Below are 18,176 nucleotides of genomic sequence, written 5' to 3'. Positions count from 1 at the left end.
TATTTATGCTTTTTCTTGAGTTAATTTTGCCGCCACATAAACCGCTTCTTCTATTCTCTTATAAGTAGCACATCTACAAATATTCCCTTTCATTGCTTGTTTTATTTCATCATTGCTAGGATTATTGTTTTTGTTTACCAATGCCGAAGCAGTCATAATTTGTCCAGATTGACAGTAACCGCATTGAGGTACATCTATTTCTTTCCAAGCAACCTGTACCGGATGAGAATTGTCATCAGACAACCCTTCTATAGTTGTAATTTCTGCATTTTTTAACAAGGAAACAGGTAACGTACAACTACGCATTGCATCTCCATTTATATGTACCGTACAAGCACCGCACTGTTCAATTCCACAACCAAACTTGGTTCCCACCAAATTTAATGTGTCTCTTAACACCCAAAGCAAAGGCGTGTCTTCATCTACATCAACTGTGTGTTTTTTTTTGTTAATTATTAGTGTAATGCTCATCCTGATAAATTAAAATTAATAAAAACGCCTACTTATTTCCAAAAATACATTTTGAATCTGACAATAAACAACCATATATATCCAAAACATAACATATTTTAACTTAAGATGTATATTTCATCCTATTCATTCTGTTTTCTGTAAATTTGCAGACTTAATAACTGATTACTTTTGTTGAAATGGTAGATAAAAAATCATTGAACTTTATAGAACAAATTATAGAAGAAGATTTGGCAAATGGATTAGATCCTAAAAATCTAAGATTCCGTTTTCCACCAGAACCTAATGGATATTTACACATTGGGCATGCCGCTTCTATTTGTTTAAACTTTGGATTGGGAGAAAAGTACAACGCTCCTGTAAATTTACGTTTTGACGATACCAACCCTGCCAAAGAAGAGCAGGAGTATGTAGATGCCATTAAACGCGATGTACAATGGTTAGGTTTTAAATGGGATAAAGAATTATATTCTTCTGACTATTTTCAACAATTATACGACTGGACGATTGAAATCATTAAAGCAGGAAATGCTTATGTTGATATGCAATCTTCTGAAGAAATAGCAAAACAAAAAGGAACACCTACCGAACCTGGTGTGGCAGGACCTTATAGAAATACTTCTGTTGAAGAAAACTTGGCTTTGTTCGAAAAAATGAAGAATGGAGAGTTTGAAGAAGGAGAAGCTATATTACGTGCCAAAATAGACATGCAGCACAATAACATGCATATGCGTGACCCTATTATGTATCGTGTTCTTAAAAAAGCACATCACAGAACAGGAAATGATTGGGTAATATACCCAATGTACGATTGGACTCATGGTGAATCTGATTATTTAGAAAGCATTACTCACTCTTTATGTACTTTGGAATTTAAAAGCCATAGAGATTTGTACGAATGGTACTTGGCTCAAGTAGCTGATGCTGATAAAATACAACCAAAACAACGTGAATTTGCTCGTAGAAACATTAGTTATACGGTAATGAGTAAACGTAAATTGTTACAATTGGTACAAGAAAACCTTGTTGCAGGTTGGGACGATCCTCGTATGCCTACTATTTCTGGTTTAAGACGTAGAGGATATACTCCAAATTCTATCAGAAAATTTAGTGAAATTGCAGGGATTTCTAAAAGAGACAACGTAACTGATGTAGCTTTGTTAGAATTCTGTATTAAGGATGAATTAAACAAAACAGCACCACGTGTGATGGCGGTGTTAGATCCTATTAAATTAGTGATTGACAATTATCCTGCTGATAAAGAAGAAATTTTAATTGCTGAGAACAACCCAGAAGATGAAACTGCTGGAGAAAGAGAAGTTCCTTTTGCAAAAGAATTATTTATAGAAAGAGAAGATTTTAGAGAACAAGCCAATAAAAAATTCTTTAGACTTAAAATTGGTGGTGAAGTTCGTTTGAAAAACGCTTATATCATTAAAGCAGAATCTGTAGAAAAAGACGAAAACGGAAATATTACTGTAGTTCATTGTACTGCTGATTTAGATTCTCGTTCAGGTTCTGGAACCGAAGCAAGTAAACGTAGAGTAAAAGGAACCATTCACTGGGTTTCAAAAAAACACGCTGTAAAAGCTCAAGTAAATTTATATGATCGTTTGTTTAAAGATGAAGCTCCAGACAGCCATAAAGACATCAATTTTAAACAGTTTATCAACCCAAATTCTTTAGAAGTTATTACGGCTTTAGTAGAACCTAGTTTGTTAAACTCTAAACCTGGAGATAGATTCCAATTTCAACGTAAAGGATATTTTTGTGCAGATGTTGATAGTACATCAGACAAATTAATTTTTAACAGAACTGTTGGATTGACAGATTCTTGGGCCAAAGAAGAAAAGAAAACTACCGCTCCTAAAAATGATGCTTCATACGATGCTATTATAACATTAGCTGGTAAATATTTAAAAGCACGTTCTAACGAAGATAGAGCAGAACTTTTAACTGAGATTGAACCTTTAGCCAACAAAGTAAATCCAGCGATTTTAGCAACAAAATTAAATGATGCTATTGCCAATAAAGATGTATTGGCTGGATTGTTAACTCTTAAGTTTATAGGTGTTAATAGTGCAGATGAAAAAACTTTTATTAGCAAGGCTTTAGGCATGAAAAATGGAGCCATTAAGTTAGAAGCTATTAATATTGTAGTTGCTAATAATGACTTGCTAACAGACAACAAAGCAACATTAGAAGCTATTTTAGCTAATGAAAAAAGTCCCTTTATCAAGGAAATTATAGAAAAGGCTATTTTATAATAATACTCGAATTGATAAAATCCTTGTCAGTTCGAGTTTGTTTTAGAAATGCAATGGATAAAACAAGTATCGAGAACAACCTACAATACACTTCTCTATACAAAATTTATTTTCATTCCATTTCAATAAATCTTACTCGAAATGACTCACCAAATGGCTTTGTAATTTTTGTTACTGATAACCGACTCAGTAAACAATATATTTGAAAAGAAAACCCAAAACAACAACAGAATGGTACAAACAATAACCAAACAAGATTTTTTAGACAAAGTATTTAATTTTGAAAAATCTCAGGAATGGGATTTTGCTGGAGAACTTCCTGCAATCATCGATTTTTATGCAGATTGGTGTGGACCTTGTAAAGCTTTAGCTCCATTATTAGATGAATTAAGCAAAGAATACGATGGAAAAATCAATATCTACAAAGTAGACACAGAAGCTGAACAAGAATTGGCTGGTGCCTTTGGAATTCGTTCAATTCCTTCTTTATTATTTTGCCCAAAAGGAGAAAAACCACAAATGGCTCAAGGAGCATTACCAAAACAGCAATTTGAGGAATTGATTAAAGATATTTTAAAAGTAGAGAAATAAGAATTCTATTTTATACAAAACAAAAAGCGCCCAATTGGGCGCTTTTTTATGTTATCATTATTTTGACTTTTATTTAAAACTTGATGAAGTTCTTAAATAAATTCAGACTGTCGAGATTGTGATTTATAGCTCATTGTTTTTTTTATCACCTAGACCTACTTTCCAAACAATCCTTTTAATAATTTTTTCCCGGCGTCTTTGGCTTTTTCTTGAGTAGTTTTTTCTTCTGTTTGTGTACTATCAGAAGAATTATTGCTTTTCCCTCCTAAGAATTGATCTATTTTTTTAGAAACTTCATTTTTTACTTTATCTGTAGCTTTCTTTTTTTCATTCTCAACTACTTTTTTAGTCAAATCAGTTACTGCGTCTTTCATTCCTGGTACTACTGTAGGTTTGGTGATTGTTCCACCAACCTTAACATCTAAAGGAATTCTTATGTTTTCTTGATCTGCTCCGCTTAATTTGCTTACCAAACTTTGAGCTTCCTTTCCTAAATATTTTGCTGGTAAATCTAATTTTAAATCATAATTCATTTGATTGTCAAAACTATGACTTCCTCCAATAGTAATTGGAATATCTTTATATTTTAAAGTAAATGGCTGTACGTTTACCTTGCTATCTTGAAAAGTCACTTTGGTTTTTAAATCTTTTAAATCTGTTTTATCAAAGTCTAAAAAACTCATTTTATTTTCTGCCAAACTCAAAAACTTATTTTTGCTTGCATCAATTTTATCTACTTGCAAGTTGGCAAAAGCCCCTCCTGTTAACTGAGATAAATCTGGCATAAAATCATTTCCTAGAGCTCCTTCTATATCTAAATCCGTATCAAAACGACCGTTGAACGCTCCAATAATAGGCGCTATTTTTTTCAACATATCCATTCCATTAAAGGCACTTGCAATGTCAAATTGCTTTAATTTCATATCAAAATTATACGCTGTCGGATTTGGTTTTGTATCTACATATCCATCCATAGACATAGTTCCTTTAAACATATTTGCTTGAGTATCTTTAAATGTAATGCGTTGATTTTCTACAACTGTTTTTCCTTTAAAATTATCCAATTCAATATTATCATACATCACCTTTTTAGCGGATACACTTCCATAAAAATTAATGTTTTCTGGAATTTTAAACTGCTCTGTTGACAAAGTATCGGTAGTTACAGCTACTGTAGTAGTATCACTTTCATAAAAATCTCCCACTTTAAAAAGATTAGAAGTAACATCTAACCTTCCTTTTAAGGTTCCATCAGAAAAAACATATCCATAAACATGATCCAAAGCTCCATTAAACTGTAAATCTGAATCTCCAGTGGTTATACTTGCCTCTTTTAAAGTAACATTTTGAGTATTAAAAACCATTGCTGCCTTTTTTACAAAAATAGGCTTAGGCGTATATTCTGAACCAACAGAAACTCCTTGCAAAACTATATCTCCACTACTTTTAATTTTATCGTATTGCTCTTTATCAATAGCATTCATATCAAAAGCTGTAGAAATATTGGCTTTTACTATTCCTTTTAAATCGTAATCTAAAGGAGGAATTGGATAGGCGTTTTTTAGATTTCCTAAATCTACCTGTCCGTTTACTGTTGCCTTTACCGTTGGGTTTGAAATAGGTTTGGTTACCAAAGCATTGGCTGCAAAAACATCTTTGGCAATTTTAAACCCAAAGTTTTTTACCTCAACCACAACATCATCCATAATTCCTGTGGTATTTGTTATTTGGGCATTTACATTTATATTTTCTATTTTGTTAGGTAAATCTGGATATTTTAAACTTGCGTTATCTGTTTTTAACACAATATCTAAAGTAGGAATGGTGGTATCAGAATATTGTCCTTTTACTTTTCCGCTAAAATCTAGAGCTCCTGTAGTTTGTACATTTGGAAAATCTGCGGTGTATGCATTTGGAATTAAAGACAACAAACTTTTGAACTCAGATTTCTCTGATTTAAAAGTAAAATCTAAATCATAAGCCTCTTTTAACATTACAAAAACACCATCAAAAACCAAGTTTAAATCGTTAATTTGAGCTATGTTATTTTTAAAAATTAGTTTTAAATCATTGGCATAATCAACCCCAACAACTGCATCGTAATTTAGTTTTAAATCTTTTAAATAAGCTACCTCATCCATCATAAAAGAAATGGCATCGGCAGTTGTATGTGTATCTAAATCAACTTTGTTTTGAGATAAATCTCCACTACCATTATGATTAAAATTTACCACCTTAGCACTCATATTACTCACTTCATCTACATAAGTTAGATTGATATTTTCTAAACTATATTCTTGAATAGCTAAAGAGAATGGAGCCGAATCTTCTTCAACTATTTCTTCTTTTTCTTCGGATGGAAATGTAATATCATAATTTGCAATACTGTCTTTATTTACCTTTACATTCACATAAGCATCTGCTAATTTTATACTATTGATTTGAGGCACATCACCCATCAAACTTTTTAAATTGATGTTGATGTAGGTATGTCCCACTGCCGCCAAAGTATCTCCAGCAAAAGGAGCTCTGTTTATAACTGACAAGTTTTGTAAATCCACAGAAACATTTGGAAAATTTCTGATTAAGGAAATGGATAAATCTTGAAAATCAACATTAGCATTTATACTATTATTGATTTGTTCTTTGGCTATTTTGGTTATTTTTCCTTTAAAGGCAAAAGGAATTATTAACAGCAACAGAAATATAACTCCTATAAAAATGGCTAATCCTTTTAATATTTTCTTTAACATAAATTTTTGTTTTTGTAATGTATTAAAGATAATACACTTGTAATGGTTCAACAAATTTTAAATACTCATTAAACAAAATGTTAACATTCTTTAAGCACAAAAAAAGTCCTGCTAAGTAAATAACAGGACTTTTTATAATTTATTATGATTTGGTTACAACTCTTGCAACACTACATTTTTAACATCTCCTTCAACCTCAACTTTAATTAAGTTGTGCTTGCTAAGACCTTTCATTCCTTTGTCCCAACCTTTACCACTTAATCCGGCTGCATTCTTTAACGCTGCAATATCCATTTTAGCTTCTTTTTGTAAAATGTCTAAAATTGCTTTTTCGTTATCTGTTAATTCTACTGAAATTTTCTTTTTCTCTGGTCTCATTTGAGGGAAGAACAATACTTCTTGAATAGATTGATTGTTGGTTAAATACATAATCAAACGATCCATTCCAATTCCTAAACCAGACGTTGGAGGCATTCCGTACTCTAAAGCACGTAAGAAATCTTCATCTATAAAGTTCGATGCTTCATCATCTCCTCTTTCTGCTAATTTTAATTGAGCCTCAAAACGTTCTCTTTGGTCAATAGGATCGTTTAATTCAGAATATGCATTGGCAACTTCTTTTCCACAAATCATCAACTCAAAACGCTCTGTTAACTCAGGATTATCTCTGTGTTCTTTACACAACGGAGACATTTCTTTTGGATAATCGGTAATGAAAGTTGGTTGAATGTAGTTTCCTTCACATTTTTCTCCAAACATTTCATCAATTAACTTTCCTTTCCCCATGGTATCATCTACTTCGATACCCATTTCTTTAGCAGCAGCTCTTAACTCATCTTCATTTTTACCAGTAATATCAAAACCTGTGAAATGCTTAATAGAATCTGCCATAGTTACTCTAGCAAATGGAGCTTTAAAACTAACTTGGTGTTCTCCAAAAACAATATCAGTAGTTCCGTTTACCGCCATAGCACAGTGCTCTAACAAGTTTTCGGTAAACTCCATCATCCAGTTGTAATCTTTATAAGCCACATATATTTCCATAGCCGTAAACTCTGGATTGTGAGTTCTATCCATTCCTTCGTTACGGAAGTTTTTAGAAAACTCATACACTCCATCAAAACCACCAACAATTAAACGTTTTAGGTATAATTCGTTTGCAATTCTCATATACAATGGAATGTCTAAAGAATTGTGATGTGTAATAAATGGTCTTGCTGATGCTCCTCCTGCAATAGGTTGCAACACTGGAGTTTCTACTTCAAAATATCCTGCTTCGTTAAAGAAATTACGCATAGCGTTAAATAGCTTGGTACGCTTTACAAATACTTCTTTTACATGTGGATTTACCACTAAATCTGCATAACGCTGACGGTAACGCAATTCTGGATCGTTAAATTCATCATAGGTATTTCCTTCTGCATCGGTTTTAGGTAATGGTAAAGGTCTTAACGCTTTACTCAACAATTTAAAATCGCGAACCATTACAGAAATTTCTCCTACTTGTGTTTTAAACAACTCTCCTTCTACTCCAATAAAATCTCCTAAGTCTAATAACTTTTTAAAAACATCGTTGTACAAAGTTTTGTCCTCTCCTGTACAAATTTCATCACGATTAAAGTAAATCTGAATTCTTCCTTCTGCATCTTGTAACTCTGCAAACGAAGCTTTTCCTTGAATTTTCTTTCGCATTAAACGTCCAGCAATTACTACTTTCTTCCCTTCTTCATATCCTTCCTTAATTTGTTTAGAATAGTTATCTACTGGAAATAAATCCGCTGGATATGGGTTAATTCCTAAAGCTCTTAATTTGTCAAGCTTTTCTCTTCTTACAATTTCTTGTTCTGATAATTGCATGCTGGTACTTATTTAATGTATAATGCGTTAATTCTTAGCTGGCAAAGATAATGATTTAGTATCGAGTACTAAGTATTGAGTATTGAGAATTTAACGCTGAATATTTGGTAAAACAAATTTTGAAACAGCATACATAATAATCTACTAAAAATAAACAACTTGGTATTATGCTTAATTCATCAAAAAAACTACCTTTGCCTTGTTGTTGTAGAACTACGAGAGTAGTTTTAGGGTTTAATTACCAATGGAAAGCTTCCCTTTTACGGGTTGCTTTTTTTATTTACAACTGTTTTATTAAAAGAAAGCAGCTTTGTTTTCTATGACTATTTTAACAAAATAGACCAAAAAAACAATCCCTACAATTAACTTAATTGCTGTAGAAAAAAAGAACCCAATTACTGAACCTAAAGAGGCTTTAATTGCTTTTTGAATGTTTTTACTATCGTGAATTAACTCCCCTATAAACGCTCCTAAAAACAAACATAAAATCATTCCTATTGGCGTAAAAAGCAATCCTACAATCAACCCAATGGTTGAACCCCAAATTCCATATTTACTACCACCAAACTTTTTAGCACCTAAAGCAGGAATTATATAATCGGCAATTACCACGAGTATGGCAATGGCCAATGTAACTCCTAAAAAAGTCCAATCTGTTATTACTTTTGATGTTAAATTTAACAACAACAAACCCAACCAACCTGTAGGTGGACCTGGCACAACGGGTAAAAAAGAACCTATAATTCCTCCAATAACCAGAAAAAAACCAAAAAACAGTAATATATAATCCATAACAGCCTTTCTTTTAAAGCAATATACAGCAATCTTCTTAAAAAAATGTATTTTTGAACTTAACGAGCATATACACATGAACAAACTAATTGCCATTATTTTAGCTTTGACTCTTTTCTCTTGCGAAAAGATTTGTTCGGTGACCTCCGCACTATGCAAAGGAGAGTCTAAAAAAATTGAGGCTATAGATTTTACGCAAATAGATCAGTTTCCACAATTTAAAAACTGCGATGCTTTATTAAATTTTGAAGAAAGTAAAACTTGTTTTGAACAATCCATTCATCAAGAAATTAGTAGTCGAGTTCAACATTTAAAATTTATTAGTAAAGAAAATATTTCTGACACTTTACAAATTAATTTTACCATTGATAAAAATGGCGTTTTTTTATGCAACAAGATAATTGCTAAAGATTCTTTAAAAATAAAAATCCCTAATTTATCTATAGAAATTCAAAAGATCATCCAATCTTTACCTGCCATACATCCTGCGCAAAAAAGAGGAATTCCTGTAACCTCCACTTACACCATTCCATTGGTTATTAACACCAAACAATAAGCAAAAAACTTTATTACACTATAAAACAGAGGATTATGATTTTAATCATAGTTCTAATTATACTTATTTCAGAAATTTGTCACGCAACCTTTTATAAAGGATTGCATCTATTTAATAAACCCCAATTAAAAAGATATGATACGTTTAACCTTTATTATTAGCCTAGTTTACCTTTTATTTTTTTTTGACAACCTCAACGCAACCTTTCGCAAAGTTCAACATCTATTTAATAGAAACCATTAATCAAAAAATTATGAAACGTTTATTATTTATTTCAATTTTCGCACTTTTTTTAACATCATGTATAAAAGATGATGATGACTGTAACTTAAACTATCGTTTTGATACCCTACCTGTTGAATCTATTACTTTACCAAGTTCTTTTGAATTAAATGAAAAGTATGATATCACCATCAACTATAACTTACCAAATAGTTCACATAACTTTTATCAATTGTATTTTGAACACAACAACAAGGAAAGAATTGTAGCGGTTATTTCTTATGTTAACGAAGATGTATCGGCAACTGGGCCAGTAATTAACAAAGATTACACATTTAAATTAACTGCTGCTCAAGAAGATGAGTATATCTTTAAAATTTGGAAAGGTAAAGACGAAAATGATGATGACATTTACGAAACCTTTACCGTACCAGTAATTGATTCTAGTCAAAATTAGAACTAAATTAGTATCATTCGTAATCTAATGTATGGATATTAAAAAGCTCATTAAAGAATGCCAGCAAAACAAAACTCAATCGCAATCTAAGCTATATGAGTTGTTTGCTCCTAAACTTTATGCAGTTTGCTACAAATATTCGCGCAATCAAGAAGAAGCAGAAGATACTTTACACGATGGATTTATTAGTATTTTAAAAAAAATAGATCAATACCAACACAAAGGTTCCTTTGAAGGTTGGATGAAAAGAATCGTGATTAATACGGCTTTAGAAAAGTATAGAAAAGAAAAGGTTTTTCCTTTATTAACCGAAGAACATCTAGAAGATACCGAGGTAGAAATTGATGAAGAAAACACTAGTATTGACGAATTGTTGACGTGTATTCAAAAACTTCCTAACAGATATAGATTGGTTTTTAACCTTTATGTGCTAGATGGTTATTCTCATAAAGAAATTGCTAAAATGTTAGCCATATCAGAAGGGACGTCAAAATCTAATTTATCTAGAGCCAAAATGATTTTAAAAACAACATTAGAAACTCATCAGCAACAAAATCTGAATTCCATATAAATGAAGGAACCAAAAAACATAGAAAGATTGTTTCAAGAAAAACTAAAGGATTTGGAAATGACGCCAAACCCAGCGGTTTGGAATAAAATTGAACAATCTATGGCTAGCCCTAAAAAATCTAAGAAAGGTTTTATTTGGTGGTTTTCAGGTACTGTTGCTGCTTTGTTTGTTATTGGATTTTTTCTTTTTAACAACAACACTAATGAAGTAAACCCACAAGTGGCGACAAAAACAGTGATTGAAAACAAAAAAAATGTTGACACCATTTTGACCAATAAAAATACTACAAAAGAACACTCGCTGCCTAATATTGCGAGTAACACAAAAACAGACACCCCTAAAAACAAAAAACACTTAAGTAGCAATATTCATAAAAACAAAACTCCTAACAATAATATCCCAACTCCTAATAATTTTAAAACAACCAACAACACCCCTAAAGCGATTAAAAATAATTTTGCCACTGCAGAAATAATAAAACCCAACCAAAACACAAAAACAGATAGCCCTAAAAATAATATTGAACAACCTACAACTATTGCTAGTATTTCTAAAAAACAAGATTTAGCAGATGTAGTAAAAAAGGAAGTTCCAAATACAACTAATCCTAAAAAACACTGGAGTATAGCACCAGTAGTTTCTGAATTATTCTACAATACCCTTTCAAACAAATCGCCAGTTGATAGTCGTTTAGACCATGCTCAAAAAAATGGAGAAAACTCAATTTCTTTTGGTTTAAAAATCGCTTATCAAGTTTCTAAAAAGTGGAGAGTTCAGACAGGGATTCATAAAATGGATTTGGCACAAACCACAGAGAACATCAGTATTGCAAGTATCAACAGGAGTTCTTCATTTGCAAACTCTAGCAATAACATTAGTAAACCGACTATTGATAAAAACAGCGAAATTAGTAATGTTGCAAACAACAAAATGATTAACGAACTAGTCCAAAACAACACTAGTAACAATCAACTTAGACAAAGTTTTGGGTATATAGAAATTCCTATTGAAGTAAACTATCAATTGTTTGAAACCAACAAACTTCAATTTCATTTGGTTGGAGGGTTGAGCAGCTTATTTTTAACCACCAACAACTTACAGGTTGAAAATCCAAACTTTAGTTATTCAGACGGAGAAGCTACTAACTTAAACGATGTAAACTTTAGTTTTAACCTAGGAACTGCTGTAGAGTATCACTTTAGCAATAAGTGGTTTTTTAACCTATCACCTATGTTAAAAATGCAAACACAAACTTTTAACAACACAGATAATAAACCTTATTTATTAGGGGTTTCTACAGGTGTTAACTATAAATTTTAGTCCTTCATTTTTTCTATAAACAAAGGCAATAATCTTTTTACAAATTTTTCATAGGACAAAGCAGACGGGTGTAAATCATCATTAGCTACCAAAGCAGGATTATTTAAACCTTGTTGGGTAATATCCGTAATATTCAAAAAAGTAATTCCATTAGCCTCACAATAGTTTTTGGCAAATTGATTGTAATCCAATATTTCTTCTGAAATAGTTGAATCTCCTTGCCCAAAGGGAGTATAAGCATAGTCTGGAATAGACAACACAACTACATGATTAATATCGCCATTAGCGTAAGTAATTGCTTTAGCAACCAATTCTGGAAATTCCTTTTTATAAACCTCTAAAGATATTCCTTGATATTGATTATTTACTCCTATTAATAAAGTCACAAAATCATAATCCATCCCTATTTCTTGAGAGGATAATGAATTTAAAAGATTTGTGGTTGTCCACCCTGTTCTGGCTACAATTTTTAAATCAATAGTTTTTACATCAGAAAAACCACTCAATATTTTTTGTTTTAATTGCTCTGGAAAACGACAAGTATTACAAACACTTTGTCCAATAGTATAACTATCTCCCAAAGACAATATTTTATAACTGCCATTTAAACCTAAGCTATCAACTGTGATATCTTCATTATCTACAGAGTTATAAACAACCTCCTCAGCAGCAATAGATTCACTACTGCATCCAATTGCAAAAAACAAAACCCCAAATATTATTAAAAAGAATTTCCTCATATTTTACATACGAGAAAAAAAACAAAAAGATTTTAAAACTTAAACTTTTTAAATAAATCCCAAAGTACAATTCCGGTAGTAACAGAAATGTTTAAAGAGTGTTTGGTTCCGTATTGTGGAATTTCAATACAAAAATCAGATTGGTTAATTACTTCTTGCTGAACACCTTTAACCTCATTCCCCATCACAATCGCATATTTCTGATTTGGTTCTACTGTAAAGTCTTGTAATTTCACACTGTTTTCTGCCTGTTCAATGGCACAAACTTTTACCTGATCTGCTTTTAATTTTTCAACCAAAGTCAAGGTATCTTCTACATATTCCCAATCTACAGATTCTGTAGCTCCCAAAGCTGTTTTGTGAATTTCTTTGTTGGGCGGAGTAGCTGTAATTCCACACAAATAAATTTTCTCAATTACAAATGCATCACTTGTTCTAAACACAGAACCAATATTATTTAAACTTCTAATATTGTCTAAAACTACAATTAAAGGTGTTTTATCTGATGCTTTAAAAGCCTCAACATCTAACCTATTTAATTCTTTGTTTTTAAGTTTACGCATCGTTTTTATTTTAAGAAGTGTCAAAATTAGCGTATTTCTATTAAAACTGATGAAATTGTCAATAGAACCTTAATAACTTTTTAACTTATCTTTCTTCCTTTTCCTTAAAAAATTTAATTTCGCTAAGAATCTAAAAAAAATCATACTAGTGGCTAAAACCAAAGCAAAAAAAGAAACTCCTTTAATGAAACAATACAACGGTATTAAGGCTAAATATCCTGATGCGATGTTGTTGTTTAGAGTAGGAGATTTTTACGAGACTTTTGGTACCGATGCCATAAAAGCCGCTAAAGTTTTAAACATTACCCTAACCAAACGTGGAGCGGGTAGCGATTCTGAAACTGCATTGGCAGGATTTCCACATCATTCCTTAAACACTTATTTACCTAAACTGGTAAAATCTGGATTACGTGTGGCTATTTGCGATCAGTTAGAAGACCCTAAAATGACCAAAACCATTGTAAAACGTGGTGTTACAGAATTAGTAACTCCGGGAGTTGCTTTAAATGATGAGGTTTTACAATCTAAAAACAATAACTTTTTAGCTTCTGTACACTTTGGAAAGAAAAATTTAGGGGTTTCTTTTTTGGATATTTCTACAGGAGAATTTTTAGCTGCTCAAGGAGATACTGCTTATATAGATAAATTATTACAAAACTTTTCGCCAAGTGAAGTTTTAGTAGAAAAGAAAAACAAAGTTTTGTTTAACGAAACTTTTGGAGATAGATTTCATACTTTTTATTTAGATGATTGGGTTTTTCAAATAGAATTTGCTACTGAAAGTCTTTTAAATCACTTTAAAGTAAATTCTTTAAAAGGATATGGTGTAGAAAATTTGCCCGAAGGAATTATTTCTTCTGGAGCTATTTTATACTATTTATCAGAAACGCAACACAATCAACTAAATCACATTACTGCTATTCAACGAGTTCACGAAAATGAATATGTTTGGATGGACAGGTTTACAGTTCGTAATTTGGAATTATATCATTCTACCAACGAAAATGCCGTTACACTTTTAAGCATTATAGACCAAACCAATTCCCCAATGGGAGCACGTTTGTTAAAACGTTGGTTGGCCTTGCCTTTAAAAGAATCCAATCAAATTATCAAAAGACATGAAGTGGTAAATTACTTTATGAATCATGATGATTTTTACAAAACCACTCAATATCAAATCAAACAAATTAGTGATATTGAACGATTGATTTCTAAAGTGGCTACAGGAAAAATAAATCCTAGAGAAGTAGTTTATTTAAAACAATCTTTAGATGCTATTATTCCTGTAAAAAAAGCTGCTGAACAAAGTGATAATATCACCCTAAAAGCCATTGGTGAACAGTTACAAGATTGTACTTTATTAAGAGAAAAAATTGCCACTATTTTGGTGAGCGATGCTCCGGTAAGCATTAACAAAGGAAATGCCATTGCCTCTGGAGTTTCTGAAGAACTTGACGAACTTAGAAACATTTCTAACTCTGGTAAAGATTATTTAGACAATCTGGTAAAAAGAGAAACGGAAAGAACCGGAATTACTTCATTAAAAATAGCCTTTAACAATGTTTTTGGATATTATATAGAAGTAAGAAACACTCATAAAGACAAGGTTCCAGAAGATTGGATTAGAAAACAAACTTTGGTGAATGCTGAAAGATATATTACCGAAGAGTTAAAAGAATACGAAACCAAAATTTTAGGTGCCGAAGAAAAAATAGCTCAATTAGAACAACAAATATTTAGCAAATTAATTCAGTTTTTAATTGATTATATTCAACCTATTCAGTTAAACGCAAACTTAGTTGCTCAGTTAGATTGTTTGTGTGGATTTGCCACATTGGCCATGCAAAACAGCTATGTTCGCCCAACCATTGATGAAAGTACCGAAATTGAAATTAAAAACGGTCGTCATCCTGTGATTGAAAAACAATTGGCTTTTGGAGAAGAATATATTGCTAATGATATCAATCTAAATAGAAATCAGCAACAAATTATTATGATTACCGGACCAAACATGTCTGGTAAATCGGCCATTTTAAGACAAACTGCATTGATTGTTTTATTGGCACAAATGGGAAGTTACGTACCTGCACAACAAGCTAGAATTGGAGTAGTAGATAAAATATTTACTCGTGTAGGAGCCAGTGATAATATTTCTATGGGAGAATCTACTTTTATGGTAGAAATGAATGAAACTGCTAGTATTTTGAACAACGTATCAGAACGCAGTTTGATTTTGTTAGATGAAATTGGACGTGGAACTAGTACTTATGATGGAATTTCTATTGCTTGGGCCATTGCAGAATATTTACACGAGCATCCTAGCCAGGCAAAAACATTATTTGCCACACATTATCACGAACTAAATGATATGGCAAGTACCTTTACTCGTGTTAAAAACTTTAACGTATCTGTAAAAGAGTTAAAAGATAAAGTTATTTTCTTACGTAAATTAACTGCCGGAGGAAGCGAACACAGTTTTGGTATTCATGTAGCCAAGTTAGCCGGAATGCCTCAAGCTGTAATTCACAGAGCCAATAAAATGTTAACTCAACTAGAAAAAAGTCACGGTTTAGAAAACAACAAAGCCAAAATTGAATCTGTAGGAAAAGAAGATGATTATCAACTAAGTTTTTTCCAATTAGACGATCCTCTATTAGAAGATATTAAGGAAGAAATTTTAGCCACCAATATCGATAATCTTACTCCAGTAGAAGCATTGATGAAATTAAACGAAATCAAAAGAATGTTAACAGGTAAGTAATTATGGATACTATTATAGAATACATCAACATCTCTGGTTCTTTTGTTTTTGCTGTTTCGGGAGCTTTAATCGCCATGAAAAAAAGGTTAGATCCTTTTGGCGTTTTAATTGTTGCCTTTATTACTGCCGTAGGTGGCGGAACTCTAAGAGATATTCTTATAGACAGACAAGTTTTTTGGCTGTACAACAACTCTATTATTTATGCAGTAATTACCGGAGCAACCGTAGCCATGATTTTTAAATCTAAAATGAATTTTTTCTCAAAACCCATTTTTTTCTACGATGCTTTAGGTTTAGGGCTGTTCTCTATAACAGGAGTTCAAATAGGTTTAGAAGCCGATTTAAGTTCATCCATTTGCATTTTACTTGGAACCGTCACCGGAGTCTTTGGAGGTGTTTTAAGAGATGTAGTTGTAAATAGAATTCCGGTAGTATTCAAAAAAGAAATCTATGCTACCGCAAGTATCTTGGGAGGATTTTTATATTTATTTTTGATGAAATTAGAAGTTCCAAATCCTTATTTACAAATTGCTCCTATACTATTTATCATTATCATACGTTTAACAGCTGTATTCTTTAATATTTCTCTCCCATCAATTTATAAAGACAAACTTAAACATGGTTAATAATTTAGAACAGGGCTATTTTGGTATTGGAATTTACAATGGAAAAACTCCAGAAAACTTAGGAGTTTTATGGAGGTCTGCTCAAAATATGGGAGCAAGTTTTATATACACTATTGGAAATAGATATTCCAAACAAGCTTGCGATACACACAAAGCTGTGGGAGCAATGCCCTATTTCCATTATGATAGTTTTGAAGAATTTTATAAGCATTTACCCAAAAGTGCTGTGTTGGTTGGGGTTGAATTAGATGACAAAGCAGTTCCTTTAGAAACTTTTCAACATCCAAAAAGATGTGTATATTTATTAGGTGCTGAAGATCATGGTTTATCAAATGAAGCCATAGAGAAATCTCATTTTCTAGTAAAATTTAAATCTACCCTTAGTTTAAATGTTGCTGTTGCAGGCAGTATTATTATGTATGATAGAGGAGCTAAAACTCCTATAAATTTATAACTGAATGAATACTATTCTTCGTATTATTAAAGCTAAAAAAATACTGCTTTTATTAGCATTGGGTATTGTGGGTATTATTTTATGGAATACTTATCAATTTTTTAAAGAATTTCAACGACAAGAAATTGTTAAAATGGAAATTTTAGCTGATGCCTATTTTCAATTTAACAAAGCAAAACCAGATGATGATATTAGTTTACTGGTTAAAATAATAGAGAACAATGTCTCTATACCTATGATTGTAACAGATGATAAAGACAACATTCTTTTAGACCAAAACATTAGCTACGAAACCGAAGAAAAAACACAGGTTTTAAGTAAAAAACTTAAGGAGATGAAAGCTCTTCATCCTCCTATAGAAATTAATATTTCGGAAACTAAAAACCAATACATTTATTATTCTTATTCCGAAATACTTAACAAGCTAAGGTTTTATCCTTTGGCATTGATTCTTATTTTTATTGTTTTTTTAGCCATTATTTATACTGTTTTTAACGCCTCTGCTGTTTCTGAAAAAAATAAATTATGGAGTGGAATGGCCAAAGAAACTGCGCATCAAATAGGAACACCTCTATCCTCTTTATTAGGTTGGGTAGAAATTTTACGTGCAGAAAATATAAATCCTAGTTATGTAAATGAAATTGAAAAAGATGTAGAGCATTTAAACATTATTGCCAATCGTTTTTCTAAAATAGGATCTAAACCTACGCTTGAGCTTCACAATCCTTCTGACATCATAGAAGATACCATTGCATATTTTAAAATTCGTACTTCTAAAAACATTGTTTTTAACTACAATAAACCATTAGAGGAAGTTAAAATTATGCTAAACAAAGATCTGTTTGGTTGGGTACTGGAAAATATTATTAAAAATGCCATTGATGCCATGCAAGGCAAAGGAAATATTGATATCCAATTGATTGACAGCAATTCTGGAATTAAAATATTAATCACCGATACTGGAAAAGGAATTCCTAAAAACCTACATAAAAAAATATTTGAACCTGGTTTTACCACCAAAACTAGAGGTTGGGGCTTAGGATTATCATTAACCAAAAGAATTATCAATAAATACCACAACGGAAAAGTATTTGTAAAACAATCTCAACAACATACCGGAAGTACTTTTCAGATAAATATTCCTAAGTAAATTATAATTTAACAATACCCTCTTT

The 18,176-nt window shown here is 31.6% G+C and carries 16 protein-coding genes; 10 read left to right on the top strand and 6 right to left on the bottom strand.

Going from position 1 to position 18,176, the window contains the following annotated elements; genetic code table 11:
* Positions 1-3: 3 nt before the first annotated feature.
* Positions 4-471 (bottom strand): (2Fe-2S)-binding protein, encoded by a 468-nt coding sequence (locus AXE80_RS13970; protein WP_068828447.1) that lies wholly within the window; start codon positions 469-471, stop codon positions 4-6.
* A 179-nt stretch (positions 472-650) separates the two neighbouring features.
* Here AXE80_RS13970 and AXE80_RS13965 point away from each other — a divergent pair, with 179 nt between their 5' ends.
* Both AXE80_RS13965 and trxA read left to right on the top strand, forming a co-directional pair.
* The gene (locus AXE80_RS13965) at positions 651-2,738 is read left to right on the top strand and encodes a glutamine--tRNA ligase/YqeY domain fusion protein (RefSeq protein ID WP_068828445.1); all 2,088 of its coding nucleotides are present in this window, start codon (positions 651-653) and stop codon (positions 2,736-2,738) included.
* 231 nt (positions 2,739-2,969) lie between these two features.
* Positions 2,970-3,329 carry a thioredoxin gene (gene trxA, locus AXE80_RS13960; protein WP_068828443.1) on the top strand — a complete coding sequence of 120 codons (360 nt, stop codon included), beginning with the start codon at positions 2,970-2,972 and terminating at the stop codon, positions 3,327-3,329.
* A gap of 155 nt (positions 3,330-3,484) precedes the next feature.
* On the opposite strand, the gene AXE80_RS13955 is transcribed toward trxA, so the two are convergent.
* The 3 genes from AXE80_RS13955 to AXE80_RS13945 form a co-directional block, all read right to left on the bottom strand.
* A complete protein-coding gene (locus tag AXE80_RS13955) occupies positions 3,485-6,082 on the bottom strand; it encodes an AsmA family protein (RefSeq protein ID WP_068828440.1) in 2,598 nt (865 codons plus the stop codon).
* Positions 6,083-6,235: 153 nt separating this feature from the next.
* Positions 6,236-7,939 carry a lysine--tRNA ligase gene (lysS, locus tag AXE80_RS13950; protein WP_068828437.1) on the bottom strand — a complete coding sequence of 568 codons (1,704 nt, stop codon included), beginning with the start codon at positions 7,937-7,939 and terminating at the stop codon, positions 6,236-6,238.
* A gap of 294 nt (positions 7,940-8,233) precedes the next feature.
* Positions 8,234-8,731 carry a DUF456 domain-containing protein gene (locus AXE80_RS13945; protein ID WP_068828434.1) on the bottom strand — a complete coding sequence of 166 codons (498 nt, stop codon included), beginning with the start codon at positions 8,729-8,731 and terminating at the stop codon, positions 8,234-8,236.
* Positions 8,732-8,807: 76 nt separating this feature from the next.
* On the opposite strand from AXE80_RS13945, the gene AXE80_RS13940 reads away from it, so the two are divergent.
* From AXE80_RS13940 to AXE80_RS13925, 4 genes are all read left to right on the top strand, one after another.
* Positions 8,808-9,287 (top strand): hypothetical protein, encoded by a 480-nt coding sequence (locus AXE80_RS13940; RefSeq protein WP_068828432.1) that lies wholly within the window; start codon positions 8,808-8,810, stop codon positions 9,285-9,287.
* Positions 9,288-9,540: 253 nt separating this feature from the next.
* Positions 9,541-9,966 (top strand): hypothetical protein, encoded by a 426-nt coding sequence (locus AXE80_RS13935; protein WP_068828429.1) that lies wholly within the window; start codon positions 9,541-9,543, stop codon positions 9,964-9,966.
* A 31-nt stretch (positions 9,967-9,997) separates the two neighbouring features.
* Positions 9,998-10,537, top strand: a complete 540-nt coding sequence (locus tag AXE80_RS13930; protein ID WP_068828427.1) for an RNA polymerase sigma factor — start codon at positions 9,998-10,000, stop codon at positions 10,535-10,537.
* Positions 10,538-11,857, top strand: coding sequence for a porin family protein (locus AXE80_RS13925; RefSeq protein WP_068828425.1), 1,320 nt, complete (start codon positions 10,538-10,540; stop codon positions 11,855-11,857).
* On the opposite strand, the gene AXE80_RS13920 is transcribed toward AXE80_RS13925, so the two are convergent.
* A complete protein-coding gene (locus AXE80_RS13920) occupies positions 11,854-12,597 on the bottom strand; it encodes an SGNH/GDSL hydrolase family protein (RefSeq protein WP_068828423.1) in 744 nt (247 codons plus the stop codon). The two genes, AXE80_RS13925 and AXE80_RS13920, sit on opposite strands and share 4 nt — an antisense overlap.
* A 32-nt stretch (positions 12,598-12,629) precedes the next feature.
* Complete coding sequence (locus AXE80_RS13915; protein WP_068828413.1) at positions 12,630-13,160, bottom strand: RNA methyltransferase; 531 nt, start codon at positions 13,158-13,160, stop codon at positions 12,630-12,632.
* 184 nt (positions 13,161-13,344) lie between these two features.
* On the opposite strand from AXE80_RS13915, the gene mutS reads away from it, so the two are divergent.
* The 4 genes from mutS to AXE80_RS13895 are packed head-to-tail and all read left to right on the top strand — an operon-like array spanning position 13,345 to position 18,151.
* Positions 13,345-15,921 (top strand): DNA mismatch repair protein MutS, encoded by a 2,577-nt coding sequence (gene mutS, locus AXE80_RS13910; RefSeq protein WP_418382299.1) that lies wholly within the window; start codon positions 13,345-13,347, stop codon positions 15,919-15,921.
* Between the two features lie 2 nt (positions 15,922-15,923).
* On the top strand, positions 15,924-16,547 hold the full coding sequence (locus tag AXE80_RS13905; RefSeq protein WP_068828409.1) for a trimeric intracellular cation channel family protein: 624 nt from the start codon (positions 15,924-15,926) through the stop codon (positions 16,545-16,547).
* Positions 16,540-17,001, top strand: coding sequence for an RNA methyltransferase (locus AXE80_RS13900; RefSeq protein WP_068828407.1), 462 nt, complete (start codon positions 16,540-16,542; stop codon positions 16,999-17,001). Before AXE80_RS13905 ends, AXE80_RS13900 begins: the two co-directional genes overlap by 8 nt.
* A gap of 4 nt (positions 17,002-17,005) precedes the next feature.
* Complete coding sequence (locus AXE80_RS13895) at positions 17,006-18,151, top strand: sensor histidine kinase (RefSeq protein WP_068828405.1); 1,146 nt, start codon at positions 17,006-17,008, stop codon at positions 18,149-18,151.
* Positions 18,152-18,176: the final 25 nt, after the last annotated feature.

Source organism: Wenyingzhuangia fucanilytica (genome assembly GCF_001697185.1).
GTDB classification, from domain to species: Bacteria; Bacteroidota; Bacteroidia; order Flavobacteriales; family Flavobacteriaceae; genus Wenyingzhuangia; species Wenyingzhuangia fucanilytica.
The sequence above is the reverse complement of the archived record's forward strand: the minus strand, read 5'-3'. Positions and strand labels throughout refer to the sequence as shown.

Coding starts and splice junctions, on each gene's coding strand:
- AXE80_RS13920 (WP_068828423.1), bottom strand. CDS start 12,597: ATGAGGAAATTCTTTTTAATAATATTTGGGGTTTTGTTTTTTGCAATT.
- AXE80_RS13940 (WP_068828432.1), top strand. CDS start 8,808: ATGAACAAACTAATTGCCATTATTTTAGCTTTGACTCTTTTCTCTTGC.
- AXE80_RS13930 (WP_068828427.1), top strand. CDS start 9,998: ATGGATATTAAAAAGCTCATTAAAGAATGCCAGCAAAACAAAACTCAA.
- AXE80_RS13965 (WP_068828445.1), top strand. CDS start 651: ATGGTAGATAAAAAATCATTGAACTTTATAGAACAAATTATAGAAGAA.
- AXE80_RS13970 (WP_068828447.1), bottom strand. CDS start 471: ATGAGCATTACACTAATAATTAACAAAAAAAAACACACAGTTGATGTA.
- trxA (WP_068828443.1), top strand. CDS start 2,970: ATGGTACAAACAATAACCAAACAAGATTTTTTAGACAAAGTATTTAAT.
- AXE80_RS13915 (WP_068828413.1), bottom strand. CDS start 13,160: ATGCGTAAACTTAAAAACAAAGAATTAAATAGGTTAGATGTTGAGGCT.
- AXE80_RS13955 (WP_068828440.1), bottom strand. CDS start 6,082: ATGTTAAAGAAAATATTAAAAGGATTAGCCATTTTTATAGGAGTTATA.
- lysS (WP_068828437.1), bottom strand. CDS start 7,939: ATGCAATTATCAGAACAAGAAATTGTAAGAAGAGAAAAGCTTGACAAA.
- AXE80_RS13895 (WP_068828405.1), top strand. CDS start 17,006: ATGAATACTATTCTTCGTATTATTAAAGCTAAAAAAATACTGCTTTTA.
- AXE80_RS13945 (WP_068828434.1), bottom strand. CDS start 8,731: ATGGATTATATATTACTGTTTTTTGGTTTTTTTCTGGTTATTGGAGGA.
- AXE80_RS13900 (WP_068828407.1), top strand. CDS start 16,540: ATGGTTAATAATTTAGAACAGGGCTATTTTGGTATTGGAATTTACAAT.
- AXE80_RS13905 (WP_068828409.1), top strand. CDS start 15,924: ATGGATACTATTATAGAATACATCAACATCTCTGGTTCTTTTGTTTTT.
- AXE80_RS13925 (WP_068828425.1), top strand. CDS start 10,538: ATGAAGGAACCAAAAAACATAGAAAGATTGTTTCAAGAAAAACTAAAG.
- AXE80_RS13935 (WP_068828429.1), top strand. CDS start 9,541: ATGAAACGTTTATTATTTATTTCAATTTTCGCACTTTTTTTAACATCA.
- mutS (WP_418382299.1), top strand. CDS start 13,345: ATGAAACAATACAACGGTATTAAGGCTAAATATCCTGATGCGATGTTG.